This is a genomic window from Streptomyces sp. NPDC048441 (assembly GCF_043200235.1).
Taxonomy (GTDB): domain Bacteria; phylum Actinomycetota; class Actinomycetes; order Streptomycetales; family Streptomycetaceae; genus Streptomyces.
The window spans coordinates 100690-126841 of sequence record NZ_JBICXM010000005.1; the positions used below are offsets into that span (position 1 = coordinate 100690).

The window sequence follows — 26152 nt, forward strand, 5'->3', positions numbered from 1 at the left end:
GTGCCCTGACCCGGTAGCGTGAACTGTCAATCCCTTGCCTCTCCTCCACAGGAGCATGCCGTCGTGCGTATTGCAGTCACCGGCTCCATCGCCACTGACCACCTGATGACCTTCCCCGGCCGCTTCGCCGACCAACTGGTCGCGGATCAGCTGCACACGGTTTCTCTCTCATTCCTGGTCGACGCCCTGGACGTACGAAGGGGAGGCGTCGGCGCCAACATCTGCTTCGGCATGGGCCAGCTCGGCACCGCCCCGGTCCTGGTCGGAGCCGCGGGCTCGGACTTCGGCGAGTACCGCGCCTGGCTCGACCGGCACGGCGTGGACACGGCATCGGTCCGCATCGCCGAGACGCTGCACACGGCCCGCTTCGTGTGCACCACGGACGCCGACCACAACCAGATCGGCTCGTTCTACACGGGGGCCATGAGCGAGGCCCGCCTCATCGAACTGAAGACCGTGGCCGACCGCGTGGGCGGTCTCGACCTGGTCCTCATCGGCGCGGACGACCCCGAGGCGATGATGCGCCACACCGAGGAGTGCCGGACGCGCGAGATCCCCTTCGCCGCGGACTTCTCCCAGCAGATCGCGCGTATGGACGGCGAGGAGATCCGTACGCTCCTCGACGGCGCCACCTACCTCTTCTCGAACGAGTACGAGAAGGGGCTCATCGAGTCCAAGACCGGCTGGACCGACGCCGAGATCCTCTCGAAGGTCGGCCACCGCGTGACGACCCTCGGCTCGCGCGGCGTGCGCATCGAGGCCACCGGACAGGACCCGATCGAGGTCGGCGTCCCCGAGGAAGAGGCGAAGGTCGAGCCGACCGGCGTCGGCGACGCCTTCCGCGCGGGCTTCCTGTCGGGCCTCGCCTGGGGCGTCTCCCACGAGCGCGCGGCGCAGGTCGGCTGCATGCTCGCCACGCTGGTCATCGAGACCGTCGGCACGCAGGAGTACGAGCTGCAGCGCAGCAACTTCATGGACCGCTTCACCAAGGCGTACGGCCATGAGGCGTCGTCCGAGGTCCGGACCTTCCTGGTCTAGTCCCGCTCCACCGGGTCACGAGCTCCGGCGGACCACATAGGCAGAACCGCGGTCCGCCGGCCGCTCGCCCACGTACTCCTGGCCCCGCATCTCGCACCACGCCGGGATGTCGAGCCGTGCCGCCTCGTCGTCCGCGAGGACCGTGACGGTGCCGCCGACCGGCACATCCCCGATGACCTTCGCGAGCTCGATGACGGGGAGCGGGCAGCGCTTGCCGAGCGCGTCGACGACCAGCGAGGCGGATTCCGCACGCGCCGTCGGCGCCACCGGCGCGCCCAGCTGCTCGCGGACCCCGGCCACCACGCCGGGCAGCACCTCCAGGAAGCGCTCCACCTCCGCCTCCTGCGTCCCTCGTGGGAGTGAAACCCGGACGTTGCCCTCGCTCAGTACGCCCATCGCCTTCAGGACGTGGCTCGGGGTCAGCGTCGAGCTGGTGCAGGACGAGCCGGATGAGACCGAGAATCCCGCCCGGTCCAGTTCGTGCAGGACGGTCTCCCCGTCGACATAGAGACACGAGAAGGTCACCAAGTGGGGCAGGCGCCGCACCGGATCGCCCACCACCTCCACGTCCGGCACGAGCCCCGGCACCCGCGCCCGGATCCGCTCCGTCAACTCCCGCAGCCGGGCGCCCTCCTCGGCGGCATCGGCCTGTACGGCACGGAGCGAGGCCGCGGCGGCGACCACCGCCGGGATGTTCTCGAAGCCGGGGGAGCGCCCCGACTCCCGCTCGTCGGCCGGGCCTTGCGCGGCGAACCGCACCCCCTTGCGCACGACGAGCAGCCCCACGCCCGCGGGCCCGCCCCATTTGTGGGCGCTCGCGGCAAGCAGCGACCAGTCCCCTTCGACCTTCCCCCACGGCAGCGACTGGGCCGCGTCCACGAGGAGCGGCACCCCGGCGGCCCGACACGCCGAAGCGACCTCGGAGACCGGCTGCTGAGTGCCTACCTCGTGGTTGGCGGACTGGAGGCAGGCGAGGGCCGTGTCGGGGCGCAGAGCGGCGGCGTACGACGCTGACGACACCGCCCCCGACCGGTCCACCGGGACCTCCGTCACCGTCCCGCCGTCCGCTTCGAGGGACGCCGCCGCGTGGAGCACCGAAGAGTGTTCGACCGCCGACGCCACCAGATGCCGCCCGACACGCCGACGCCCGGCGAGCGCCCCGGCCATTCCGGAGTGCACCGCGCGGGTGCCTGACGAAGTGAAGACGAGCTCGTCCGGGCGACACCCCACCGCCTCGGCGGCGGCCTCACGCGCGGCATCGAGCAGCAGCCTGGCCCGCCGCCCCTCCCGATAGAGCCGCGCGGGATCGGCCCACCCTTCATCGAGCGAGGCCTGCAGAGCCTGACGGGCCACGGGATGAAGGGGCGCGGAGGAAGCAGCATCAAAGTAGGACACGCCGCCAACGCTAAAGCGTCAGCTCGCGGAAACGCCCCGGGGGTAGCGCCCGGGGGTAGCGCCCGGGGTAGCGCCCCGAAGGGGCGCGGGGAACTGCGCGACAAGCCACGACGAACCTGCGGTCGCAGACCAAGAGGTCGGCCCGAGCTGTCGGGCGCCCAAACCCCCCGTCAGAAAGCCCCTACCGGCAGGGTGTCCCACCCTCCCGAGTGACCCGCGGCGCGTTAGGCACCCTCCCCGCGCGACCCCAAATAGCGTCCAGTAAGGTTTGGCCCGCATAAACATCCAAACCCCTGCCCGCTGCAGGGCGGCGACCGACCACCGAGAAGGCCGCAGCCGAAGCGCGGGCCGAGACTCTCGGGAAGGCGCTACGTGAGTCCCAACGGCTCCGACCGCTCGTCGCGGCGCCCGATGCGGCGGAAGCTGCCGCAGGTGCTGACTGCGGGCCTGATCCTTGCAACCGCCACCGGTTGCACATACAAGGACTTTCCCCGCCTTGGTATGCCCACCCCCGTAACGGAAGAGGCTCCGCGGATCCTCTCCCTCTGGCAGGGCTCGTGGGCGGCTGCGCTCGCCACGGGCGTGCTGGTCTGGGGTCTGATCCTGTGGAGTGTGATCTTCCACCGGCGCAGCCGCAGCAAGGTGGAGGTACCTCCGCAGACGCGTTACAACATGCCCATCGAGACGCTTTACACGGTGGTTCCTCTCATCATCGTCTCGGTGCTCTTCTACTTCACGGCACGTGATGAGTCGAAGCTCCTCAAGCTCGACGAGAAGCCCGCCCACACGGTCAACGTGGTCGGCTTCCAGTGGAGCTGGGGCTTCAACTACGTGGAGAACGTGGACGGTGATCCGGCCACGGGCTACTCGTACAAGGCGAAGAAGACCGAGGACGAGAAGCTCTCCAAGCAGAACACCGTCCCGAAGGAGCTCTCCAGCATTCCGGAGCGCTTCCTGAAGCAGTTCCCGAAGGGTGCGGACGGTGTCTACGACGTCGGCACACCCGGTCAGCGGAACCCGCAGAACGGCAACCCCGGTCCGACCCTCTGGCTCCCCAAGGGCGAGAAGGTCCGCTTCGTACTGTCTTCCCGTGACGTCATCCACTCCTTCTGGGTGGTGCCGTTCCTCATGAAGCAGGACGTCATTCCGGGCCACACCAACGCCTTCGAGGTGACTCCCAACAAGGAGGGCACCTTCATGGGCAAGTGTGCCGAGCTCTGCGGTGTCGACCACTCCCGGATGCTCTTCAACGTGAAGGTCGTTTCCCCCGAGCGCTACCAGAAGCACCTCGAGGACCTCGCGAAGAAGAACCAGACCGGATACATCCCGGCCGGCATCGAGCAGACGCCACACGAGAAGAACCGGGAGACGAACAACCTGTGAGCATCCTCAACGAACCTCAGGGTGCCGAGGCAGCGGAAGACTCGTACGAGAACGAGCTGCCGGTACGGCGCACACAGCCCGGCGCTGTGGTCATCAAGTGGCTCACCACCACCGACCACAAGACGATCGGCACGCTCTACCTGGTCACGTCGTTCGCGTTCTTCTGCATCGGCGGAGTGATGGCGCTCTTCATGCGCGCCGAACTCGCTCGTCCCGGCTCGCAGCTCATGTCGAACGAGCAGTTCAACCAGGCGTTCACGATGCACGGCACGATCATGCTGCTGATGTTCGCGACGCCGCTGTTCGCCGGATTCGCGAACTGGATCATGCCGCTGCAGATCGGCGCGCCCGACGTGGCGTTCCCGCGGCTGAACATGTTCGCGTACTGGCTGTACCTCTTCGGCTCGCTCATCGCGGTGGCCGGCTTCCTCACCCCGCAGGGTGCGGCCGACTTCGGCTGGTTCGCCTACTCCCCGCTGTCGGACGCCGTCCGCTCACCGGGCATCGGCGCCGACATGTGGATCATGGGTCTGGCCTTCTCCGGCTTCGGCACGATCCTCGGCTCGGTCAACTTCATCACCACGATCATCTGTATGCGCGCGCCTGGCATGACGATGTTCCGGATGCCGATCTTCGTGTGGAACGTCCTGCTGACCGCCGTGCTGGTCCTGCTGGCCTTCCCGGTCCTGGCCGCCGCGCTGTTCGCCCTGGAGGCGGACCGAAAATTCGGTGCCCATGTCTTCGACGCGTCCAACGGCGGCGCGTTGCTATGGCAACACCTCTTCTGGTTCTTCGGCCATCCAGAGGTGTACATCATCGCTCTACCATTCTTCGGAATCATTTCCGAAGTGATCCCGGTCTTCTCCCGGAAGCCGATGTTCGGCTACATGGGCCTGATCGGCGCGACGATCGCGATCGCGGGTCTCTCCGTGACCGTGTGGGCGCACCACATGTACGTCACAGGTGGCGTGCTCCTACCGTTCTTCTCCTTCATGACGTTCTTGATCGCCGTGCCAACGGGCGTGAAGTTCTTCAACTGGATCGGAACGATGTGGAAGGGCTCACTGAGTTTCGAGACACCGATGCTCTGGGCCGTCGGCTTCCTGATCACCTTCACCTTCGGTGGTCTGACCGGCGTCATCCTGGCCTCGCCGCCGATGGACTTCCACGTCTCGGACTCGTACTTCGTGGTCGCGCACTTCCACTACGTCGTCTTCGGCACCGTGGTGTTCGCGATGTTCTCCGGCTTCCACTTCTGGTGGCCGAAGTTCACCGGCAAGATGCTGGACGAGAAGCTCGGCAAGATCACCTTCTGGACGCTGTTCGTGGGCTTCCACGGCACGTTCCTGGTGCAGCACTGGCTGGGCGCGGAGGGAATGCCGCGTCGTTACGCGGACTACCTCGCGGCCGACGGCTTCACCGCTCTGAACACGATCTCGACGATCTGCTCGTTCCTGCTCGGCCTGTCGATCCTGCCGTTCTTCTACAACATCTGGAAGACCGCCAAGTACGGCAAGAAGGTCGAGGTCGACGACCCGTGGGGCTACGGCCGTTCGCTCGAGTGGGCGACGTCCTGCCCGCCGCCGCGGCACAACTTCCTCACCCTGCCGCGGATCCGTTCCGAATCCCCGGCATTCGACCTGCATCACCCTGAGATCGCGGCTCTCGACCAGCTCGAGAACAGCGGCCACGGTGACAAGGCGCTCGCGGGCAGCAAGGAGGCCGGCAAGTGAAGGTTCAGGGCAAGTTGTTCATCTGGCTGGCCGTCTTCGTGCTCATCATGGCGGTCGTCTACGGCTGGTGGTCCAAGGAGCCGGCCGGTACGACCGCGCTCTTCCTGGCCTTCGGCCTGTGCATCATGATCGGCTACTACCTGGCCTTCACGGCCCGGCGGGTCGACGCCTCCGCGATGGACAACAAAGAGGCGGACGTCGCGGACGAGGCCGGCGAAGTGGGCTTCTTCAGCCCGCACAGCTGGCAGCCGCTCTCCCTGGCCATCGGCGGCGCGCTCGCCTTCATGGGTGTCGTCTTCGGCTGGTGGCTGCTGTTCTTCTCGCTGCCGGTCATCCTGATCGGCCTGTTCGGCTGGGTCTTCGAGTACTACCGCGGCGAGGGCCAGACCCAGTGAGTCTGTAGCTTCCGGCCGTAACCGAGGGGCCCGGACACTCCGTCAGGAGCGTCCGGGCCCCTCGGCGTGTCGCGGCCGACCCTCGTACGGGTCACTCGGCGCGCCGTTGCTGATGAATCTTCATACCTTGTGCATATGAGCCACTCACCGCGAATCCGCACGGTACTGAGCTGCACCTTGCTGGTGGCCGCCCTCGGGGTGGGAACCACGGCATGTGGCTCCGACGGCCATCCGCTCTCGGCTAAGCCGTACGACGCGGCAGGCCAGATCGCCTTCAACAGCCCGGCGGGCAGCAAGAAGGCGGATCCGGACAAGCCCTTGGAGGTCACCGCCCAGGGCGAGGACGGGCGCATCACCGATGTGACGGCCACCGACGCCCTCGGACGGTACGTCGGCGGCGAACTGGCGGCCGACGGCGCCCGCTGGCACAGCACGGCGCCCCTGGCGGCCGACGCGCACTACACGGTGCGCGTCAGCACCGAGGACGAGGACGGCGCACCGGGCCGCAAGGTCATGACCTTCGACACCGATGCCCCGGCCAAGAAGAAGCGGCTCGACGTCACCTTCGGCCCCGAGTCCGGCAAGTACGGCGTGGGGCAGCCCGTCACGGCCGAACTCAGCGCCAAGGTGAAGGGCAAGAAGGCCAGGTCCCTCGTGGAACGCGCCCTGAAGGTCGAGACGCAGCCCTCCACGGACGGCGCCTGGCACTGGGTGGACAGCAAGACGCTGCACTACCGCCCCAAGGAGTACTGGCCCGCGGGCACGAGCATCGCCGTACGGAGCAACCTCGAAGGCATCAAGGTCGGCGAGAAGCTCTGGGGCGGCGACGCCAAGCCGCTGAAGCTGACCATCGGCGACCGCCTGGAGGCCGTGACGGACGCCGGGTCGCACTACATGACGGTCTACCGCAACGGCGAGGAGATCAACTCCATGCCGGTGACCACGGGCAAGCCCGGCTACTCCACGCGCAACGGCGTCAAGGTGGTGCTCGGCAAGGAGTACTCCGTACGTATGACCAGCGCCAGCATCGGCTCATCGGACTTCTACGACAAGATGGTCTATTACGCGACGCGGGTCACCGACTCCGGTGAGTACGTGCACGCGGCGCCCTGGTCGGTCGGCTCGCAGGGCTACGCGAACACCAGCCACGGCTGCACCGGCATGAGCACCGACGACGCCGCCTGGTTCTTCGACACCGTCCGGCGGGGCGACATCGTGAAGGTCGTCAACAGCGAGGGCGCGGACATGGATCCGTTCGGCAACGGGTTCGGCGACTGGAACGTCGGCTGGAAGCAGTGGCGCAAGGGCAGCGAGCTGCTCGCAGGGGCCAAGGAGGGCCCCGCAGCGGTCGACGCGGCCAGACTGCGGCCGCAGGTCTGACAGCGCCACAGGACAGCACAGAGGCCCCGCACGAAGGTGCGGGGCCGCCGGCCGTGCCTGTCGTACCGTCAGGCCTCCACGGCCAGCCTGGCGCGCAGCAGAGCGGCCAGGGAGTTCGCGAACTCGACCGGATCGACCGGAAGGGTCACGGCCGCCTCCGCGCGGCTCCAGGTGGCCAGCCAGGCGTCCTGCGGGCGTCCCATGAGCAGGAGCACGGGCGGGCACTGGAAGATCTCGTCCTTGAGCTGGCGGCAGACGCCCATCCCACCGATGGGCGTGGCCTCGCCGTCCAGGACGCAGGCGTCGATGCCGCCGCGGTCGAGCTCCTTCAGCACGGCGGGAAGCGTCGCGCACTCGATGATCTCGACCGCGGGAACGTCCGCAGCCGGCCTGCGTCCGGTGGCCAACCGGATCTGCTCGCGGGTGCTCGCGTTGTCGCTGTAGACCAGCACCGTGGCGGTCGGCTGCATTGTTCCTCCGCATCGTTGAGGGCGTTCGGCCGGGAACCGATGCGCGGATGCTACTCCTCCGGACACCCCGTCAACAGCGGTTCGGACAGCCCTTCGATGGGCCATACGGGCAGGACACACCCCGTAGACACTCCGAACGGCACCCCCCGGGGTGAGGGCGGGATAAGCGACCGACATAATGTCGGTCGTGGCGACAGCAACGACAGTAGATACCGGGCACGCGCACCCGCCGGTCAATCGGCCGAACCTCACCAGCGTCGGAACCATTATTTGGCTCAGTTCCGAGCTGATGTTCTTCGCGGCCCTCTTCGCGATGTACTTCACCCTCCGCTCGGTGACCGGGCCAGATCACTGGAAGGAAATGGCCGAGTCGCTGAACGTCCCGTTCTCAGCGACGAACACCACGATCCTGGTGCTCTCTTCTCTGACCTGCCAGCTCGGCGTGTTCGCCGCCGAGCGCGGCGACGTGAAGAAGCTCCGGATGTGGTTCATCGTCACCTTCATCATGGGTGCGATTTTCATCGGCGGTCAGATCTTCGAGTACACCGAGCTGGTCAAGAAGGACGGGCTCTCGCTCTCCTCCGACCCGTACGGCTCGGTGTTCTACCTGACCACCGGCTTCCACGGCTTGCATGTGACAGGTGGCCTCATCGCCTTCCTGCTGGTCCTAGGCAGGACCTATGCGGCCAAGAGGTTCACTCATGAGCAGGCGACCGCAGCCATCGTCGTGTCCTATTACTGGCACTTCGTCGATGTGGTCTGGATCGGCCTTTTCGCCACGATCTACCTGATCAAGTAGTCGGGCTCAACGCCCGATCCATTGCAAGCATCGACGCTGAAGATCCTGACACCGGGGTAATCCGTGAAAAAGCTCTCCGCACGACGACGCCATCCGCTGGCGGCGGTCGTCGTCCTACTCCTCGCGCTGGCGGCCACCGGGGGGCTGTACGCCGCGTTCGCACCCGCGGACAAGGCGCAGGCCGACGACACCGCCCAGTCTCTTGCCATCGACGAAGGCAAGAAGCTCTACTCCGTGGGCTGCTCAAGCTGCCACGGAACCGGCGGTCAGGGGTCCTCCGACGGTCCGAGCCTGGTGGGCGTCGGCGCAGCCGCCGTCGACTTCCAGGTCAGCACCGGCCGGATGCCGCTCCAGCAGCCGGGCGCCCAGGCGCCGAAGAAGAAGGCCATCTACAACCAGGCCCAGATCGACCAGCTCGCGGCGTACATCGCCTCGCTGGGCGCGGGCCCGACCGTTCCCACCGCGAAGCAGTACAGCCCGGAAGGAGCGGACATCGCCAAGGGTGGCGAGCTGTTCCGCACCAACTGCGCGCAGTGCCACAACTTCACCGGTGAGGGCGGCGCGTTGACGAAGGGCAAGTTCGCTCCTTCGTTGGAGGATGTCTCCCCGAAGCACATCTACGAGGCCATGACGACCGGCCCGCAGAACATGCCGTCCTTCCCCGACACGACGCTGCCGGAGAAGAACAAGAAGGACATCATCGCGTACCTCGACGCGGTCAACGGCAAACAGTCCGAGAGCCCTGGCGGCCTCAAGCTGGGTGGCCTGGGTCCGGTCAGTGAAGGCCTGTTCGGCTGGATCTTCGGTCTCGGCTCGCTGATCGCGGTCGCCGTGTGGGTCGCCGCTCGGACCGCAAAGGCCAAGAAGTCATGAGTAGCCAAGAGAATCAAGAAGAGAACCTGCCCAGCGTGCAGGAGACCGAGCACGGCTCGGTGGCGGTCCCGGACGAGAATCCGTTCGCCGACCCGGGGCTTCCGCCCCACGAGCATCGTGTCCAGGACATCGACGAGCGGGCCGCCAGGCGTTCCGAGCGTGCGGTCGCCTTCCTGTTCACGCTCTCGATGCTGTCGACGGTCGGCTTCATCGCCTCGTACGTGGCGTTCCCGGTCGACAAGATCGTCTACATCTGGCCGATCGGCCACATCAGCGCGCTGAACTTCTCCCTGGGCATGACCCTGGGCATCGCGCTCTTCTGCATCGGCGCGGGGGCGGTCCACTGGGCCCGCACCCTGATGTCCGACGTGGAGGTCGCCGACGAGCGGCATCCCATCGCGGCCGAGCCCGAGGTCAAGGCCAAGGTCCTGGCCGACTTCAAGGCCGGTGCCGCGGAGTCGCAGTTCGGCCGGCGCAAGCTGATCCGCAACACGATGTTCGGCGCGCTGACCCTGGTGCCCCTCTCCGGCATCGTCCTGCTGCGTGACCTCGGGCCGCTGCCCGAGGACAAGCTCCGGCACACGCTCTGGGGCAAGGGCAAGCTGCTCGTGAACATGAACACGAACGAGCCGCTGCGCCCGTCGGACGTCGCGGTCGGTTCGCTGACCTTCGCCAAGCCCGAGGGCCTGGAGGAGGACGATCACGACTTCCAGGTGCAGATCGCCAAGGCGGCCCTGATGATCGTCCGGATTCAGCCGGACAACATCAAGGACAAGCAAGAGCTCGAGTGGTCGCACGACGGTGTCGTCGCGTACTCGAAGATCTGCACCCACGTCGGCTGCCCGATCTCTCTGTACGAGCAGCAGACGCACCACGTCCTCTGCCCGTGCCACCAGTCCACCTTCGACCTCTCCGACGGTGCCCGAGTGATCTTCGGCCCGGCCGGTCACGCACTGCCGCAGCTGCGCATCGGCGTGAACGAAGAGGGCTACCTCGAGGCGCTCGGCGACTTCGCTGAGCCCGTCGGTCCTGCTTTCTGGGAGCGCGGATGAGCACTAAGCCGACCGATACACGTAAGGAAGCGCCCGCCGGTGAGCGGGTCGCCGACTGGGCCGACAGCCGTCTGGGCATCTACGGCCTGGCCAAGGCCAACATGCGCAAGATCTTCCCGGACCACTGGTCCTTCATGCTGGGTGAGGTCGCGCTCTACAGCTTCATCGTCATCATCCTCACGGGTGTGTACCTGACGCTGTTCTTCCACCCGTCGATGAACGAGGTGGAGTACCACGGCAGCTACATCCCGCTGCAGGGTCAGCTGATGTCCGAGGCCTTCAACTCGACCATGCACATCAGCTTCGACGTCCGCGGTGGTCTGCTCATCCGGCAGATCCACCACTGGGCGGCGCTGATCTTCGTCGCGGCGATGATGGTCCACATGATGCGCGTCTTCTTCACGGGCGCGTTCCGCAAGCCGCGTGAGATCAACTGGCTCTTCGGCTTCCTGCTGTTCGTCCTGGCACTGTTCACCGGCTTCACCGGTTACTCGCTCCCGGACGACCTGCTGTCGGGTACGGGTGTCCGGTTCATCCAGGGTGTGCTGCTGTCCATCCCGGTCGTCGGTACGTACATCTCGATGTTCGTCTTCGGCGGGGAGTTCCCGGGCGGCGACTTCGTGGCCCGGTTCTACTCGGTCCACATCCTGCTGCTGCCCGGCATCATGCTGGGCCTCCTGGTGGCCCACCTGATCCTGGTGTTCTTCCACAAGCACACGCAGTTCGCGGGCCCCGGCAAGACGAACAAGAACGTCGTCGGTATGCCGCTGCTTCCGGTCTACATGGCGAAGGCGGGAGGCTTCTTCTTCCTGGTCTTCGGCGTCATCGCGATCGTCTCGGCGATCGCGACGATCAACCCGATCTGGGCGATCGGCCCGTACCGTCCGGACCAGGTGTCCACCGGCGCCCAGCCAGACTGGTACATGGGCTTCGCCGAGGGTCTGGTCCGCGTGATGCCGGGCTGGGAGATCAACGCCTGGGGTCACACACTCGTCCTGGGTGTGTTCATCCCGATCGTGATCTTCCCGCTGGTGCTCGTGGCGATCGGCGTCTACCCGTTCATCGAGTCCTGGGTCACCGGCGACAAGCGCGAGCACCACATCCTGGACCGCCCGCGCAACGCCCCGACCCGTACGGCCTTCGGTGTCGCCTGGCTGACCGCGTACTTCATCATGCTGGTCGGTGGTGGAAACGACCTGTGGGCCACCCACTTCCACCTGTCGATCAACTCGATCACCTGGTTCGTCCGTATCGGCTTCTTCGTCGGACCGGTCCTCGCCTTCATCGCCACCAAGCGGATCTGCCTGGGTCTGCAGCGGCGCGACAAGGACAAGGTCCTGCACGGGCGCGAGTCCGGCATCATCAAGCGCCTGCCGCACGGTGAGTTCATCGAGGTCCACGAGCCGCTCGACCAGGAGCAGCTGCACACGCTCACCGCGCACGAGCAGTACGCGCCGGTCGAGATCGGCCCCTCGGTCGACGAGAACGGTGTCGAGCGCAAGGTGTCCGGCTCGCAGAAGCTCAGGGCCAAGCTCTCCAAGGGCTACTACGGGGAAGACAGCCAGATCCCCAAGCCCACCACTGAGGAGTACAAGGAGATCACGAGCGGCCACGGCCACCACTGATCCCCGGACGCTCTGACGTTCTGATGTTCTGACCCCATGGTCGCCACGGCGAGAGCCCCGTCTCATGCATCCACTGCATGGACGGGGCTCTTTGCCGTCACCTGAGCTGGATAAGGTGTTCCTGTCCTACGCGTATACGACCCCAGGAGCGGCAGATGAGCGCTGTGACCCCCGCAGGAGGCAACACCGCGGCGGCCCGTTCCTGGCCGGGTGTGCTGAACGGCCTGCTCGACGGCAACGACCAGAGCGCCGACGACACCGCCTGGGCCATGGACCGCATCATGCGGGGCGAGGCCACCGAGGCGCAGATCGCCGGATTCGTGGTGGCGCTGCGGGCCAAGGGCGAGACCGTGGAGGAGATCTCAGGGCTCGTACGCACCATGTACGAGCACGCCAATGTGATCGAGGTGCCGGGGCGGACCGTCGACATCGTCGGCACGGGTGGTGACGGTGCCAAGACCGTCAACATCTCCACGATGTCCGCGATCGTCATCGCCGGCGCGGGCGCGAAGGTCGTCAAGCACGGCAACCGTGCCGCGTCGTCGGCGAGCGGCGCGTCCGACGTCCTGGAGAAGCTCGGTGTGAATCTCGAACTCACACCGCGGCGGGTCGTCGAGGTCGCGGAGGAAGCGGGGATCACCTTCTGCTTCGCGGTGAAGTTCCATCCGGCCCTGCGGTACGCGGGCGCCGCGCGCAGCCAGCTGGGGATCAGGACCGTCTTCAATCTCCTCGGTCCGCTCACCAACCCCGCCAGGGTGCGCGCCCAGGCCGTCGGCGTCGCCGACGCGCGGATGGCGCCCATCGTGGCCGGGGTCTTCGCCGAGCGCGGGCACTCCTCGCTCGTCTTCCGTGGCGACGACGGTCTCGACGAGCTGACGACGACGGCGACATCCCGGGTCTGGGTCGTACGGGACGGCGCCGTGCGCGAGGAGTCCTTCGACCCGCGCGACGTCGGCATCGACCTGGTCCCCGTGGAGGCGCTGCGGGGCGCCGACGCCTCGTACAACGCCGAGGTGGCGCGACGCCTCCTCGACGGCGAGACCGGGCCCGTACGGGACGCGGTGCTGCTCAACTCGGCGGCGGCCCTGGTGGCCCTCTCGCCGGGCGAGGGGAGCCTGGTGGAGCAGATCAGGGCCGGTATCGCGCAGGCAGGCGATTCGATCGACTCCGGGGCCGCGAAGAAGGCCCTGGAGCGCTGGGTGGCGGCCAGCAACAGGTGAGTGCGGCCAGTAGCGGGTGAGTGTGGTGCACACCGCAGTCCGGATCCCGGACTGCGGTGTGCACCGAGAAGTTCGTGTGGCAAGATGCTGAGCAGGTCATGAGTGACAGCGATTAGGCCCCGGCTCGCTGTCCGGCAACCCTCCGTCCGTGGCGGGGTGCCCCGGGTGAAGACCAGGCCGTACGCAGCAAGGCGTATGGCAAGCGCGGACCCCTGCGCACTCTATGAGTGTCGTACCCCTGGGGTCCTGGTCCTCAAGGGAGCAGTCTCGTGAGCAAGCGAATGCGATAGGGCTTCCCGGCCCCTATTCCGCACCCCCTTTTTCTTTCATCACTGCAGCGCCGTACGAGCGCCCTCGCAGTGAACTCGCCTGCCTTCCCACGGGAGTTCGCCATGTCTGCCACCACCGCTGTCGCCGACCAGACCGTCTGTGCCGCCCCGCTGCCCGTGCTCGGCCGTGACGTCACCGTGCCGCTCGTCACCGGTGGCGAGGTGACCTACGCGGCGCTCGACTACGCGGCGAGCGCCCCGGCACTCCAGCGGGTGTGGGACGACGTGGCCGCGTACGCGCCGTACTACGGCAGCGTGCACCGCGGCGCCGGGTATCTGTCGCAGCTCTCCACCGACCTGTTCGAGAACAGCCGCGTCACCGTCGCCGATTTCCTCGGCTGCCGCGAGGACGACCAGGTCGTGTTCACCCGTTCGACCACCGACTCGCTCAACCTCCTGGCCGCCGCGCTCCCCGCCGACTGCCAGGTCTTCGTCTTCGAGACCGAGCACCACGCCTCGCTCCTGCCGTGGCGCGACGCCCGCGTGACGTACCTGAACGCCCCGCGCACCGCCGAGCAGGCCGTCGCCACCCTGGAGCGCGCCCTCGCCGACCGCGATCCCTACGGTCCCGCCCTGGTGTGCGTCACGGGCGCGTCGAACGTCACCGGTGAGCTGTGGCCCGTCAAGGAACTCGCCGCCGCAGCCCACGCGCACGGCGCCCGCATCGTCCTGGACGCCGCGCAGCTCGCGCCCCACCACCCGGTCTCCATCGACGAGTTGGACGTCGACTGGGTCGCCTTCTCCGGCCACAAGCTGTACGCGCCCTTCGGCTCGGGCGTCCTCGCGGGCCGCTCCGACTGGCTGCGCGAGGCCGAGCCGTACCTCGCGGGCGGCGGCGCGTCGCGCAAGGTCGCGCGGCGTACGGACGGTGGCGTGGACGTCGAGTGGCACGACACCGCCGCGCGGCACGAGGCCGGTTCGCCGAACGTCATCGGCGTGTACTCGATCGCCTCCGCCTGCAAGGCACTGACCGAGGCGGGTTTCGACGAGCTCGTCGCCCGTGAGCGCCACCTCATCGCCAAGGTCCGCGAGGGTCTGGCCGACGTGCCCGCCGTGAAGGTGCTCTCGCTCTTCGGGGACGACGCGCCGCGCGTCGGCGTCATCTCCTTCGTCGTCGACGGCTGGAACAGCTCGCACTTCGCCGCCGCGCTCTCCGCCGAGTACGGCATCGGCGTACGCGACGGCCTCTTCTGCGCCCATCCGCTGGTGCGCACCCTCCTCGGCAGCGACCCGCAGAGCCAGGGCGAGTGCGGCGCCCCCGAGGCCGCGCCCGGCGAGAAGTCCCTGAACGCCATCCGCGTGAGCTTCGGCGCGGGCACCCCGGACGAGCACGTGGAGCGCTTCGTGCGTGCCGTCAAGGAGCTGGTGGCGGACGGCGCGCGGTGGAACTACCGCACGGAGGACGGGCGTTGCGTGCCGGACACCACGGCTGCCTGAGGTGGTGCGGAGGGCTCAGGAGTCGAGGCCGATCGCGAACGCCGCTTCCAGGTCGTGCTGCGAGTACGTACGGAACGCGACATGCGTGTCCGTGCCCTCCACGCCCGGGATCTTGCTGATCTTGCCGGGGATGACATCGGCCAGGTCGTCGTGGCGCCCGACGCGCACCATGGCGATCAGGTCGTACGTACCGGTCACCGAGAAGACCTCGCTGACGCAGTCGAGGGCGGCGATCGACTCGGCGATCTCCGGGATCCGGTCCACGCTGGTCTTGATGAGCACGATCGCGGTGATCACGGTTGACTGTCTCCCTCGGTAGCCGGTGGTGGGCTTCATTCACTCTATGGCCAGATCCGTCAATGCCGCACGCAGGGTCTCGAGCAGCTTCCGCATCTGCTCGGGGCTGTACGTCCAGCTGTCGTACTCGTTCTGTACGAGCAGACGGCCGCCGAAGCTGGCAACGCCGATCTTGGGGGGCATACCCGCCGCGTTGGCCGTACCGCCGAAGCGGAGCAGTTTCATGCCGACCGGCAGGGGGTGGGCGGGGATCCTGCCGACATTGGAGATGCCGTAGCTGACGACCGGCATGGGCATCGCGACGCCCCGAGCGCCCGCCCTGAGCGCGGCCAGCAGGAAGCGCTCGGGGTCACGCCGGTCCAGGGCGCCGGCGACCTGATCGGCCACCTCCCGGCCGGCGGTCTCCGGTCGGTCGTCATGCCCGACGGACAGCGTGGTCTGTAGCCCGGTGATGCAGTTGAGCACGGTGCTCAGAGGCAGCTCGGGCGTGAGGCGGGTACGCAGGTCGATGCCGTGCCCGCAGGTCAACGTCAACGGACCGTGCTCCGGCGCCAGTTGTGCGCGTACGACGGTAAGGACAAGACCCGTGACGAGGCTGTTGACGGTCACCCCGCGAGCTCGGGCGGCGGCCACCACGCTCTGGGTGGTCTCCGGGCTGAACTCCAGCCGGTCCACGACAAAACGGTGTGTCGCGGCCGGCCGGTCGGCGCGCCCCATGCCCTCGGTGGGCAGGGTGGCGGTCTTGGTGCGGTCCGCCGGGGCCTGCGCGATGGCATCGGCCAAGGCGTCGATCTCGGCGTCCGGGAAGGCCCCGGCCAATCGGCTGTCGATCGCCTCGGGGAGCGCCTCGCGCCGCTCCGGGGCGGGATTCGCACCGGCCTCCAAGGCGGCGTAGTACTGCCAGAACTCGTCGAGCAGGGCGAAGGCCGAGCGGCCGTCGGCCACGCCGTGGTGGATCCCGAGCACGACCTGGCTGCGCTCGCCGTCGGTGAGCAGCCAGGCGTGTAGCAGGCTCTCGGTCCAGTCGGGCCGTGAGTTGATCAGTTGGGCGAAGGTCTCCTCGATGCCGTCGAGGACGGTGAGGGGAGGCTGGACCCGGTCGCGCACTTGCAGGAGCAGGCCCTCCGCACCGGACTTCACCTCGGAGCGCAGGATCGGGTGGTGGTCGGTCAGAAGCCGCAGTGCCCGCCGCATCAGATTCGGATCCGGACGGCCGAGCACCAGGGACTCGACGAACTCGGGCATGTCGTACAGCGGGAGGCCTGCGGGCCCCAGATCCAGGAAGTAGACGCTCTCGAAGGGGGATATGGGGCGCTGATGCGTCATGGCGTGGCGTCTCCGGTGTCTGTGGAAGGCGGGTGGCTCGATCCGAGCGGGGGAACGGGCAGCGGGTGAGCGGTGGCCGGGCGCAGGCCGTCGAGCAGCAGGGCCAGGTGGCGGCGCCAGGGGCCGGGCGCGACCGATGAGGCCCGGCCCAGCGCGGCCAGGAGGAAGAGCAGGTCGTCGGTGATGAGGTCGGTCCTGACCGTGCGCTGCTGCTGACCTCGGCGCACCAGTGTCCCAATCGTGCGGCGGTGTTCCTCGTGCAGCGCGTCGAGCGTGGGCACGCCCTGGATGCCGGTGGTCATCAGGTCGCCCGCGCCGCGATTGGCGGCCAGCAGGGTGAAGACGTGGTCGAGGTAGGTGGTGAGCCCGGTCCAGGCGTCGGGGTGGTCGCGGGTCTGCCGGGCCACGCGCAGGACCGGGGTGAGTACGTCGTGGAAGACGGCCTCGATCAACGCGGCCCGGGTGGCGAAGTGGCGATAGAGCGTGGCGTTGCCGACCCCGGCCCGGCGGGCGATGTCGTCCAGCGGGGCGTCCACGCCGCGCTCGGCATAGATCTCCCGAGCGGCGGCGAGCAGCACCTCGCGGTTGCGGCGCGCGTCGCTGCGCCGCGTTGTCGGCCGATCACCGCTGCTGACCATGGGCGGCACCCTAACATCAAACGTGGACTGGTCCCCGTTTCCGCTGTTAGGGTCACGCCGACGACCGGGGGAGTGATCCCTCACGACTGTTTCCGGCCTCTTCGAAGCGAGGAATGCGCGTGTCTGTGACGGGATTTGAAGATCTGTCAGATCTTGGCCAGGGGTTCGTCGACGCCCCGTATCCGGTGTACGAGCGGATGCGTGCCCAGGGCCCGGTGCACCGGGTGCGGACCGCCGCGTCGGGGGAGTTCTCGCTTGTCGTGGGGCACGAGGAGGCGCGAGCCGCGCTGGCCGACGCACGGTTGTCCAACGACATCAGGCACTCGGCCGGCTGGCAGGACGACGGCGGTAACTCCATCGGCCTGAACATGGTGCAGACGGACCCCCCGCAGCACACCCGGCTGCGCAAACTGGTGGCCAAGGACTTCACCCCTCGCCGTATCGAGGCGCTGCGCCCCAAGGTGCAGCTGATCGCGGACGAACTCGTGGACGCCATGCTGCCGTTGGGCCGCGCGGACCTGGTCGAGGCGTTCGCGCTGCCGTTGCCGCTGGCCGTCATCTGCGAACTGCTCGGAGTGCCGGCCACCGACCGCAAGACCTTTCACGACTGGTACCTGGACAGCACCGACTTCACCCGGCCACAGGCCGCTGGAGCCGCCGCCCAGGCCATGACGGGTTACCTCGCCGACCTCGCCGCCGCCAAGCGGAGCGAGCCCGGCGATGACCTGCTGAGCGCGCTGGTCGCCGGCGCGGGCGAGGAGGAACAGCTCTCTCCCGAGGAACTGCTGGGGATGGCCTTCCTCCTGCTGGTGGCCGGTTATGAGACGGCGGCCAACCTGCTGTCCAGCGGCACGCTCGCCCTGCTGCGCCACCGGGACCAGCTGGCTGCCCTGCGCGGCGACTGGTCGCTCCTTGAGAGCGCCGTGGAGGAGATGCTCCGGTATGACGGGCCGGTGGAGACCACGGCGTTCCGCTACGCCAAGGAGCCGGTGGAGATCGGCGGCACGGTGATCGGCGCGGGAGAGTCCGTGGCCGTCGCCCTGGCCGCCGCCTCGCGCGACCCGCGGCGGTTCGCCGAACCCGACCGGTTCGACATCCGCCGCGATGCCCGCGGCCACATGGCGTTCGGCTACGGCATTCATCACTGCCTCGGCGCGCCGCTGGCCCGGATGCAGGGCGCCGTCGCCTTCCGCACCCTGCTGGAACGGTGCCCCGGCCTCGCCCTGGACACCGAACCCGGCGATCTCGTGTGGCGCCCCAGCCTGATGCTGCGCGGACTGCATCAGCTGCCCGTCAGCTTCGGTTGATCGCGGGACTGCGGGGTTCCGGAACCATCGGCAGCGGTCCGGCTGTCAGGCTCATCTCGGCGCGTGGCGAGACCCTGCTGCCGGGCAGCGGACGCAGCCGCCAGCGGGCCGCGAGTGTGGCCAGTGCCAGGGTCGCCTCGGTCATCCCGAAGACGTCCCCGATGCACTTGCGGCTGCCCGCGCCGAACGGCAGATACGAACCGCGGGCGACGTCCTTGGCCCGCTCGGGCAGCCACCGGTCCGGGTCGAAGCTCTCCGGGTGCGGGAAGAACTCCGGGATGCGGTGGATGACGTACGGGCTGATCAGGATGTCCACGCCGGCCCCCAGCCGATGACCGCCGAGCTCGGTGGGTTCGGTGGTCATCCGGGTGTACATCCAGGCGGGTGGGTACAGCCGCAGCGTCTCGGTGAAGATCCGTTGGGTATGGGCGAGCTTCGGGACGTCGGCGTACGTCGGGATACGGCCGCCAAGCACCTCGTCGACCTCGGCATGCAGCCGCTCCTCGGCCTCGGGATGAGCCGCCAGCAAGTGCCAGGCCCAGGTCAGGGCGCTTGCCGTGGTCTCCACACCGGCCAGCAGCAGCGTCATGACCTGGTCGTGGACCTCCTGATCGGTCATCGCACCGCCGTCCTCCTCGTCGCGCGCGGCCAGCAGCGCGGACAGCAGGTCACCGCGGTCCTCGCCGGAACGCCGGTAGTCCTCGACGATGCCTTCGATGAGGACGTGCAGGCGGGTGAGCGCGGACTCGAACTCACGGTTGGCGGCCAACGGCAGCCTGGCCAGCACACCGGTGGGGTCCATCGCCCGGCGGAACGCGCCACGCACCATGACGGGCAGGCTGCGCTGGATCTCCGCGACCGAGTGCGGTGCCATCTCGGTCGAGAACAGCGCGCGGGCCGTCACCCGCGCCGTCAGTGCCTGCATCGCGTCGCCCACATCGACCGGCCGGCCCGCCTGCCAAGTCTCCGCGTGCGCCGCGCACTCCTCGTGCATCACCTCGGCATAGGTCGCGATGCGCGCGGAGTGGAAGGCCGGCTGGACCATGCGCCGCTGGCGACGGTGGTCGGCCCAGTCGGAGGTGATCAACCCGTTGCCCAGGATGGGGCGGGCCTTCTCCTTCACGGGGCCCCCGGTGTCGTAGACCCGCGCGTTGAGCAACACCTGCTGCACCAGCTCCGGATGGCAGGGCAGATAGGTCGGCTTGGTGCCGAGCCGCAGCTCGACCAGGTCGCCGAGGGCGGGCAGCGAGGCCAGGAAATCCAGGGGGCGGCGCGCCAGCTGCAGCGCGTGGCCCACCAGGGGAAGACCACCCGGTGCCTTGACGAACTGCCAACTGCGCCCGGTCGCGTCGGGACGGGTTCTCATGCTGGATGTGCCTTCCGCTGACGGTATGGAGGGAGAGGTGGAGGCGGGGTCAGCGGCGTTCAAGCACCATGGGCAACGGACCCGCCTCCAAGGTGGCCTTCGGTTCCGGACGCAATCGGCTCCCGGGCACCGGGCGCAGCCGCCAGCGTGCGGCGACCGTCGCGATGATCAGTGCGGTCTCGGTGAGCGCGAGTACGTCACCGATGCACTTGTGGCTGCCCGCGCCGAACGGCAGCAGAGCCCCGCGCGGTACCTGCGCGGCCCGTTCGCCTTCCCAACGGCCGGGGTCGAACGTCTCCGGCTCGGGGAAGAGATCGGGGTTGTGATGCAGGGCGTAGGCGCTGTAGAGGATCATCGTCCGGGCAGGGATCACCCGGCCGCCCAGTTCGACGTCCTGCGCCGCGACCCGCATTGCCATCCAGGACGGCGGATACAGGCGGAGCGCCTCGGTGATCACATTGCGGGTGTACGGCAGCGCGGGAAGGTCGTCGTACACCGGTGTGCGCCCCGCCAGCGCCTCGTCCACCTCGGCGAGCACGCGCTTTTCCACTTCGGGCAGCGTGCCCATCAGATGGAAGACGAAGGCCAGGGTGGAGGCGGTGGTCTCGCTGCCGGCGACGAGGAAGGTGACGACCTGATCCAGGATCTGGCCGTCGTTCAGTTTCTCGCCGGTCTCGGGATGCTCCGCTTGCAGCAGGGTGGACAGCAGATCGCCGTGGTCCGCGTCGGACCGGCGCCGGGCGGTGATCATGTCCGCCACGATCTGCCGCAGCCGCGTGTTGGCGTGGTCGTACGCGCGGTTTCCAGGGGTGGGCAGCTTCTCCATGAAGCCCAGCGGGGAGACGGTGCGCTTGTAGATGCCGTGCGAGACCGTCCGCAGACACTGCCGGGCCTCTTCGATGGTGCCCTCGTCGAGCCCGGTGGAGAACAGGGTGCGCGCGGCGACCCGCATGAGCAGCGCGTGCATGGCGTCGCTGATGTCGAGGGTCTGCCCGTCCCGCCATCCGTCGGTGACGGCGCGGGTGTCCGCGGCTACGGCCGTCGTATAGGAGGCGATCTTCGTCGGGTGGAAGGCGGGCTGGATCAGGCGCCGCTGGGATCGGTGATCCTCGCCCCGGGAGACCGACAGACTGTTGCCGAGGAGCTGGCGCGCCTTGTCGAAGACCCCGCCCTTGTCGAAAACGCGCGGGTTGAGCAGAACATGGCGCACCAGCTCGGGGTGCGCCGCGAGATAGGCGCGGCTGGGACCGAGCCGGACCTCGACCAGGTCGCCGTGCGCGGGCAGCGAGGCGAGGAACTCCAAGGGACGCCGCCACAACGCGGGTACGTGTCCCAGGAGGGGCAGGGCGCCGGGAGCGGTGCCGATCCGCCAGGAGCGTTCCGCTGCGGGCGACTTGGGGCTGTCCATGTGTGGGTCCTCCTCTACTGGATACGCGAGTTGACGTCGTTCACCGGAGCTTGATAGCGGCGATCCCGCGTGGTCCACACGAAGTTGCCCTGGAGGAGGTCGAGCAGGATGTCCCGGGTGGTGTCGTCGAACGACCTGATGCATTCCATGTCCTCGGCCATGTCGTCGAGGCGGGCCTGGAAGAAGCTCCGGAAGGCCGCCTCGTCCGTTACGTCGCACAGGCGGAAGCAGTTGGTGATCTGTCCCAGGGCCTGCTCGCGGTCGTAGGAGTAGAAGTCGTTGACTATGGCAAGGCCGCGCGTGGTCATCCGGGCTGCGAGGCCTGTCTTGGAATGTTCGGTCAGCTCGCGGTGGCGGTAGATCGGGTAGGACATCCGCATCCAGAAGTCCACTCCGACGTCAGTGACGCGGAAGCGGAAGTACTGCTCGGGGGAGGTGCCGCACAGCACCTTCTTGAGCAGGGAGTCGCGGAACATGTGGTCGCTGGTGATGAAGGCGCGGGCCCCCTCGTACGCGAACTCCGCGTCCTCGGGGGAGTAGTACCGCTCACACACCGCGCGCACCTGCGGCAGAAAGAGGTCGAAGTCGTGCAGGGCGGCGTCCATGTCGTCCCATACGAACGTCACGCAGTTGAGCACGCAGACGGCCTTGAACGCTTCCATGTCCTTGATGTGCCGGGCACTCTGCGACCAGCGCACGACGTCCATATAGGAGATCCAGCGCTTGTCGGAGACACTCTTGCCCAGCGGGGCGACCGCGGTGTTGCAGGCGGCGATGACCTCACGCAACTCCGCGTCCGTCAGCGGCACTTTCTGTGCTTCGTACCCGACGTGCCGGCCGAACAGGGCGGCGAAGCCGTCGGTGCACTCCTGCCAATAGTGCGCGGCGCCCGCCGAGGCGGCAGTGGCGGGGACGCTGAGCTCCGTGGTCATGCGTTTCTCCTGGTGGCTACGGTGGCGAGGTGCTTGAGGGCGGTGATCGCGTCGGACCTGAAGGGGCTGTCCGCCAGGGCTTGCAGAGCCTGCTGGTAACGGTCACCGATCATGAGCTCGACAGCGTCCCGTGCGCCGGTGGACGCGAAGACCGCGCGGATCTCCTCCGCGCCGGACTCGTCAAGGTCAGGATCTCCGAGCAGTTCGCGCAGCCGGGCGCTCTGCGCGGCATCGCTCGTGCGCAGGGCGAGCGCGACCAGAACCGTGTTCTTGCCCGCCCGCAGGTCGTCCAGGCGGGACTTGCCGGTGTCGCGGACATCGCCGTACACGCCGAGCAGGTCGTCACGGAGCTGGAAGGCTTCTCCCAGCGGCAGCGCGAACGCCGTGCAGGCGGTCAGGGTCTCCGTGTCCGCGCCCGCGAGGGCGGCGCCGATCTGCAGCGGGCGTTCGACGGTGTACTTGGCGGTCTTGTAGCGGTTGACGGTGAGTGCGGCCTCGACGTCATCCGTGAGCTCGCCGGTCGCATGGAGGTCCAGATACTGACCGAGCATCAATTCGGTGCGCATGTCGGTGATGAGAGGTTGCACCGCGGCCGACTGAGCGGGCGTGAGGGCCGCGGTGTGCAGAAGCTGGTCCGACCAGGCGAAAGCGAGGTCGCCCAGCAGCACCGCCGCGCTGATTCCGAAACGTTCGGTGCGGTCGTCGCCGCGTTTTCCGGCGAGCGTCCGATGGATGGTGGGACGTCCGCGCCTGGTGTCACTGTCGTCCATGACGTCGTCATGAATGAGGGCGAACGCGTGAAACATCTCGAGCGAGGCGGCGACGCGTAGGACGGCCGCCATGTCGGTCGTTCCGTCGGCCGCCTGCCAGCCCATCACGGCGAGCACCGGGCGAATTCTCTTTCCGCCCACCATGAATTCTTCGAGCAATTCCACAAGCCTGCTCATCCGCGGATCTCCGGAATCTTTTATTCGAGATTCCAGAAAATCCATGAGCACGGCATCCACTGCGTTTCTTGCCACGCTTGGGTCGAGTATGTCGGGAGATATTGTCCGGGTAGTCATATCGCTGTAATTCATCCCCGTTGGTAGGGCCCGTGGACACCGCACGGGCTCCTGTTGCGGAAGGCTAGGAGGTGAGGTCGACGCGGAGTTCTCTGAGGCCCCGAATGTTGACCTGCGGGCGCCAGGCGATGTCGCCGTGGGTCAGCTGGATATTGCGGTGGCGGCGCAGCAGCTCGGTGAATACCAGGCGCGCCTCGGCTTTCGCGAGCAGTGCGCCGATGCAGTAGTGGGGGCCACCGCCGAAGGACAGCGGGCGGACATCCGTACGCCGTAGGTCGAGGCGGTCGGGATCGTCGTAGCGCAGTGGGTCGCGGTTGGCGGCGCCGAGCAGGATCATCACCTTGGAACCGGCCGGAATGGTGGTCCCGTCAAGATCGATGTCGCCGGTGGTGATGCGGGCGACCAGCTGGATGGGCGCGTCATAGCGGAGCAACTCGTCGATGGCGTTATCGATGAGGCCGGGCTCCTCGCGCAGGATGCGCAGCTGGTCGGGATGGCGCAGCAGGGCAAGTATGCCGTTGCCGATGAGATTGACCGTTGTCTCATGGCCGCCCATGAAGAACATCATGACGTTGGCGATGATCTCGTCGTCGGAGAGTTTCTCCCCGTCGAACTCCGCAAGCAGGAGACGCGAGATGATGTCGTCCTGCGGAGCTGCGCGGCGCCTGTCCAGGTGTTCTGCTATGTAGGCGGCGAATTCCTCAGCCGCGTCGTTCATGACGCGCCGAGTGGCCTCGTCGGCGGCCGGGTCGATGACGTGCCCCAGGGCATCGGTCCACTTGCGGCACAGGTCGCGGTCCTCCACCGGGAGGCCGCCCAAGCCGCAGAAGACCGTCACCGGGACGAGCGCCGCGAGTGACCCGATGAGGTCGACGCCGGGGCCCTCACCCATGTCGTCCATGAGCTGGTGGACGATGCCGTCGATGCGGGGGGTGATCTCCCGGATGGCCCTGGCGGTGAACAGCGGGTTGGCAAGGCCGCGGAGCCGGCGGTGCGCTTCGCCGTCCCGCATGAGCATCCAGCTGCGGGTGGCGCGCACGATCGGACTGTCCTGCCCGCCCCGTTGCGCGGCCCATTTGGCGTCCTGCGGATATTCGCTGGACAAGTTGGGGTTTCGGATGAGTGCGGCGACAGCGCTGTACCCGGAAACCACCCAGTGGCCGTACGGCGTCCGATGAACCGGCTCGACGTCCCGGAGCCGTTTGTAGAGCGGGTACGGATCGGTGCGCAACTGCGGATCGCGAGCATTGAACAGATGTTTACTGCCTGTTGGTTCCATGCCTGTTCCCCCTACTGAAAACGGCAGACCGGCTCCCAGCGCCGCCACGGCGATCATGGGCCCCTGTGGCCGGATAGTAGACACATGGCGGTCCTGGATGACAAGCCAGAACGGCCTGGACTCTGTCCTCAACCCCGTATTAGTGTCGGCTTGTTGGCGATGACGCGAGCCAGAGCTACTAGGGGGATGAAGCGGTTGCGGCGCACTGTTTTCGAGGACGAGCACGAGACGTTCCGGGCTGTGGTACGGGACTTCATCGGAGCGGAGGTCGCACCCTTCTATTCCGAATGGGAAGCGGTCGGCCGTGTGCCACGTGACGTGTATCTCAAACTGGGCAAGCTCGGGATCTTCGGGTTCGGCATACCGGACGAGTTCGGCGGCTCCGGCGAGAAGAGCTTCAAGTTCAACGCGGTAATCGCCGAGGAGTGTGCCCGAGCCGGTGTCACCTTCGGAGGGGCGACTGCGCATCTGGCGCTTCCGGCCACCTTCGTGAAGTACGCGACCCATGAGCAGAAGCAGCGCTGGCTGCCGGGGTTCGTCAGCGGCGACCTGATGACGGCCATCGCGATCACCGAGCCCGGGGCCGGCTCCGACATCGCCGGTCTGGAGACGACCGCCGTGCTGTCCGAGGACGGCGGCCATTACGTGGTGAATGGCGCCAAGGCCTTCGTGTCCGGCGGGGCTCAGGCCGATCTGGTGCTGGTCGTCTGTCGCACCTCCGCCGACCGGAGCGACCGGCGCGGTGGGATGTCCCTGCTCGCTGTGGACACCCGGGCCCCGGGGGTCGCGGTCGCATCCGAGCCGCCCACGCTCGGCCTGCGGTCGTCCGACATCGTCTCAATGACCTTCACCGATGTCCGGGTCCCGGTCGGTGACGTGGTCGGCGGACAGGGTGATGCCTTCGCCTGCTTGGCCGACATCTTCCCGCAGGAGCGCCTGAGCATCGCGGTCGGCGCGTACGCCGCTGCCGCTGCCGCCGTCCACCTCGCCACCGAATACGTCCGGGAACGTACGGCCTTCGGCAAGCCCGTCGCCGCCTTCCAGAACACGAAATTCGTGCTTGCCGACTGCAAGGTCACCGTGAACGCCCTACAGGCGGTCGTCGACCAGGCCGTGGAGGGGTTCGATGCCGGGGAGCTGACCGCGGAGGAGGCGGCCGGGACCAAGCTGTACTGCACGGAGGCGGCGGTACAGGTGCTCGACAAGTGCCTTCAGCTGCACGGCGGCCTCGGCTTCACGATGGACCACCCGATCGCCCGGCTGTACGCGGACAACCGCGCGAGCCGGATCTTCGGTGGCACCAGCGAGATCATGCGGACGATCGTCGCCAAGTCCATGGGGCTCTGAGGCACCGAACGCAGAAGATACGGAGAGGGAGGGGCGTCCGCCACGGCGGACGCCCCTTC

23 protein-coding genes and 1 riboswitch are annotated in these 26152 nt (G+C 67.8%); of the genes, 13 read left to right on the forward strand and 10 right to left on the reverse strand.

What is annotated here, in order from left to right:
* Window positions 1–63: 63 nt before the first annotated feature.
* On the forward strand, window positions 64–1038 hold the full coding sequence (locus ACGFSB_RS14130) for a carbohydrate kinase family protein (protein WP_393398258.1): 975 nt from the start codon (window positions 64–66) through the stop codon (window positions 1036–1038).
* Window positions 1039–1053: 15 nt separating this feature from the next.
* Here ACGFSB_RS14130 and ACGFSB_RS14135 read toward each other — a convergent pair whose 3' ends face one another.
* Window positions 1054–2433, reverse strand: coding sequence for a cysteine desulfurase/sulfurtransferase TusA family protein (locus tag ACGFSB_RS14135; protein WP_393398260.1), 1380 nt, complete (start codon window positions 2431–2433; stop codon window positions 1054–1056).
* 372 nt (window positions 2434–2805) lie between these two features.
* On the opposite strand from ACGFSB_RS14135, the gene coxB reads away from it, so the two are divergent.
* The 4 genes from coxB (at window position 2806) to ACGFSB_RS14155 (ending at window position 7324) form a co-directional block, all read left to right on the forward strand.
* Window positions 2806–3816 (forward strand): cytochrome c oxidase subunit II, encoded by a 1011-nt coding sequence (coxB, locus tag ACGFSB_RS14140; RefSeq protein ID WP_393398262.1) that lies wholly within the window; start codon window positions 2806–2808, stop codon window positions 3814–3816.
* On the forward strand, window positions 3813–5549 hold the full coding sequence (ctaD, locus tag ACGFSB_RS14145; RefSeq protein ID WP_393398264.1) for a cytochrome c oxidase subunit I: 1737 nt from the start codon (window positions 3813–3815) through the stop codon (window positions 5547–5549). Before coxB ends, ctaD begins: the two co-directional genes overlap by 4 nt.
* On the forward strand, window positions 5546–5944 hold the full coding sequence (locus ACGFSB_RS14150; RefSeq protein ID WP_393398266.1) for a cytochrome c oxidase subunit 4: 399 nt from the start codon (window positions 5546–5548) through the stop codon (window positions 5942–5944). Before ctaD ends, ACGFSB_RS14150 begins: the two co-directional genes overlap by 4 nt.
* 135 nt (window positions 5945–6079) lie before the next feature.
* Window positions 6080–7324 carry an Ig-like domain-containing protein gene (locus ACGFSB_RS14155; protein ID WP_393398268.1) on the forward strand — a complete coding sequence of 415 codons (1245 nt, stop codon included), beginning with the start codon at window positions 6080–6082 and terminating at the stop codon, window positions 7322–7324.
* 68 nt (window positions 7325–7392) lie between these two features.
* Here the strand turns inward: ACGFSB_RS14155 and ACGFSB_RS14160 are convergent, their stop codons facing one another.
* Complete coding sequence (locus ACGFSB_RS14160) at window positions 7393–7794, reverse strand: hypothetical protein (RefSeq protein WP_393398270.1); 402 nt, start codon at window positions 7792–7794, stop codon at window positions 7393–7395.
* A gap of 178 nt (window positions 7795–7972) precedes the next feature.
* Here ACGFSB_RS14160 and ACGFSB_RS14165 point away from each other — a divergent pair, with 178 nt between their 5' ends.
* From ACGFSB_RS14165 to ACGFSB_RS14190, 6 genes are all read left to right on the forward strand, one after another.
* Window positions 7973–8593 (forward strand): heme-copper oxidase subunit III, encoded by a 621-nt coding sequence (locus tag ACGFSB_RS14165; RefSeq protein ID WP_393398272.1) that lies wholly within the window; start codon window positions 7973–7975, stop codon window positions 8591–8593.
* Between the two features lie 63 nt (window positions 8594–8656).
* The gene (locus ACGFSB_RS14170; protein WP_393398274.1) at window positions 8657–9466 is read left to right on the forward strand and encodes a c-type cytochrome; all 810 of its coding nucleotides are present in this window, start codon (window positions 8657–8659) and stop codon (window positions 9464–9466) included.
* Window positions 9463–10518, forward strand: a complete 1056-nt coding sequence (locus ACGFSB_RS14175; RefSeq protein ID WP_393398276.1) for a Rieske 2Fe-2S domain-containing protein — start codon at window positions 9463–9465, stop codon at window positions 10516–10518. Before ACGFSB_RS14170 ends, ACGFSB_RS14175 begins: the two co-directional genes overlap by 4 nt.
* Window positions 10515–12143, forward strand: a complete 1629-nt coding sequence (locus tag ACGFSB_RS14180) for a cytochrome bc complex cytochrome b subunit (protein ID WP_393398278.1) — start codon at window positions 10515–10517, stop codon at window positions 12141–12143. The genes ACGFSB_RS14175 and ACGFSB_RS14180 overlap by 4 nt, the downstream gene beginning before the upstream one ends.
* 155 nt (window positions 12144–12298) lie before the next feature.
* Window positions 12299–13363 (forward strand): anthranilate phosphoribosyltransferase, encoded by a 1065-nt coding sequence (trpD, locus tag ACGFSB_RS14185; RefSeq protein WP_393398280.1) that lies wholly within the window; start codon window positions 12299–12301, stop codon window positions 13361–13363.
* Between the two features lie 94 nt (window positions 13364–13457).
* Window positions 13458–13574: riboswitch (SAM riboswitch) on the forward strand.
* Window positions 13575–13755: 181 nt separating this feature from the next.
* Entirely contained in the window at window positions 13756–15129 is a 1374-nt protein-coding gene (locus ACGFSB_RS14190; RefSeq protein WP_393398282.1) for an aminotransferase class V-fold PLP-dependent enzyme, read from the forward strand.
* Window positions 15130–15144: 15 nt separating this feature from the next.
* Here the strand turns inward: ACGFSB_RS14190 and ACGFSB_RS14195 are convergent, their stop codons facing one another.
* The 3 genes from ACGFSB_RS14195 to ACGFSB_RS14205 are packed head-to-tail and all read right to left on the reverse strand — an operon-like array spanning window position 15145 to window position 17390.
* Entirely contained in the window at window positions 15145–15426 is a 282-nt protein-coding gene (locus tag ACGFSB_RS14195; RefSeq protein ID WP_361045586.1) for an Lrp/AsnC ligand binding domain-containing protein, read from the reverse strand.
* Window positions 15427–15465: 39 nt separating this feature from the next.
* On the reverse strand, window positions 15466–16752 hold the full coding sequence (locus ACGFSB_RS14200; protein WP_393398284.1) for a hypothetical protein: 1287 nt from the start codon (window positions 16750–16752) through the stop codon (window positions 15466–15468).
* Entirely contained in the window at window positions 16749–17390 is a 642-nt protein-coding gene (locus ACGFSB_RS14205) for a TetR/AcrR family transcriptional regulator (protein WP_393398286.1), read from the reverse strand. Before ACGFSB_RS14205 ends, ACGFSB_RS14200 begins: the two co-directional genes overlap by 4 nt.
* A gap of 125 nt (window positions 17391–17515) precedes the next feature.
* Between ACGFSB_RS14205 and ACGFSB_RS14210 the strand changes: the two genes are divergently transcribed.
* A complete protein-coding gene (locus ACGFSB_RS14210; RefSeq protein WP_393398288.1) occupies window positions 17516–18697 on the forward strand; it encodes a cytochrome P450 in 1182 nt (393 codons plus the stop codon).
* Here ACGFSB_RS14210 and ACGFSB_RS14215 read toward each other — a convergent pair.
* The 5 genes from ACGFSB_RS14215 to ACGFSB_RS14235 form a co-directional block, all read right to left on the reverse strand.
* A complete protein-coding gene (locus tag ACGFSB_RS14215; protein ID WP_393398290.1) occupies window positions 18684–20063 on the reverse strand; it encodes a cytochrome P450 in 1380 nt (459 codons plus the stop codon). The genes ACGFSB_RS14210 and ACGFSB_RS14215 overlap by 14 nt on opposite strands.
* A gap of 49 nt (window positions 20064–20112) precedes the next feature.
* Window positions 20113–21471 (reverse strand): cytochrome P450, encoded by a 1359-nt coding sequence (locus ACGFSB_RS14220; protein ID WP_393398292.1) that lies wholly within the window; start codon window positions 21469–21471, stop codon window positions 20113–20115.
* Window positions 21472–21485: 14 nt separating this feature from the next.
* Window positions 21486–22403, reverse strand: a complete 918-nt coding sequence (locus tag ACGFSB_RS14225; protein WP_393398294.1) for a terpene synthase family protein — start codon at window positions 22401–22403, stop codon at window positions 21486–21488.
* Window positions 22400–23350 carry a polyprenyl synthetase family protein gene (locus ACGFSB_RS14230; protein ID WP_393398296.1) on the reverse strand — a complete coding sequence of 317 codons (951 nt, stop codon included), beginning with the start codon at window positions 23348–23350 and terminating at the stop codon, window positions 22400–22402. The genes ACGFSB_RS14225 and ACGFSB_RS14230 overlap by 4 nt, the downstream gene beginning before the upstream one ends.
* A 181-nt stretch (window positions 23351–23531) precedes the next feature.
* Entirely contained in the window at window positions 23532–24506 is a 975-nt protein-coding gene (locus tag ACGFSB_RS14235; RefSeq protein ID WP_393398298.1) for a cytochrome P450, read from the reverse strand.
* Between the two features lie 435 nt (window positions 24507–24941).
* Between ACGFSB_RS14235 and ACGFSB_RS14240 the strand changes: the two genes are divergently transcribed.
* Window positions 24942–26093 carry an acyl-CoA dehydrogenase family protein gene (locus tag ACGFSB_RS14240; protein WP_393399019.1) on the forward strand — a complete coding sequence of 384 codons (1152 nt, stop codon included), beginning with the start codon at window positions 24942–24944 and terminating at the stop codon, window positions 26091–26093.
* Window positions 26094–26152 lie beyond the last annotated feature (59 nt).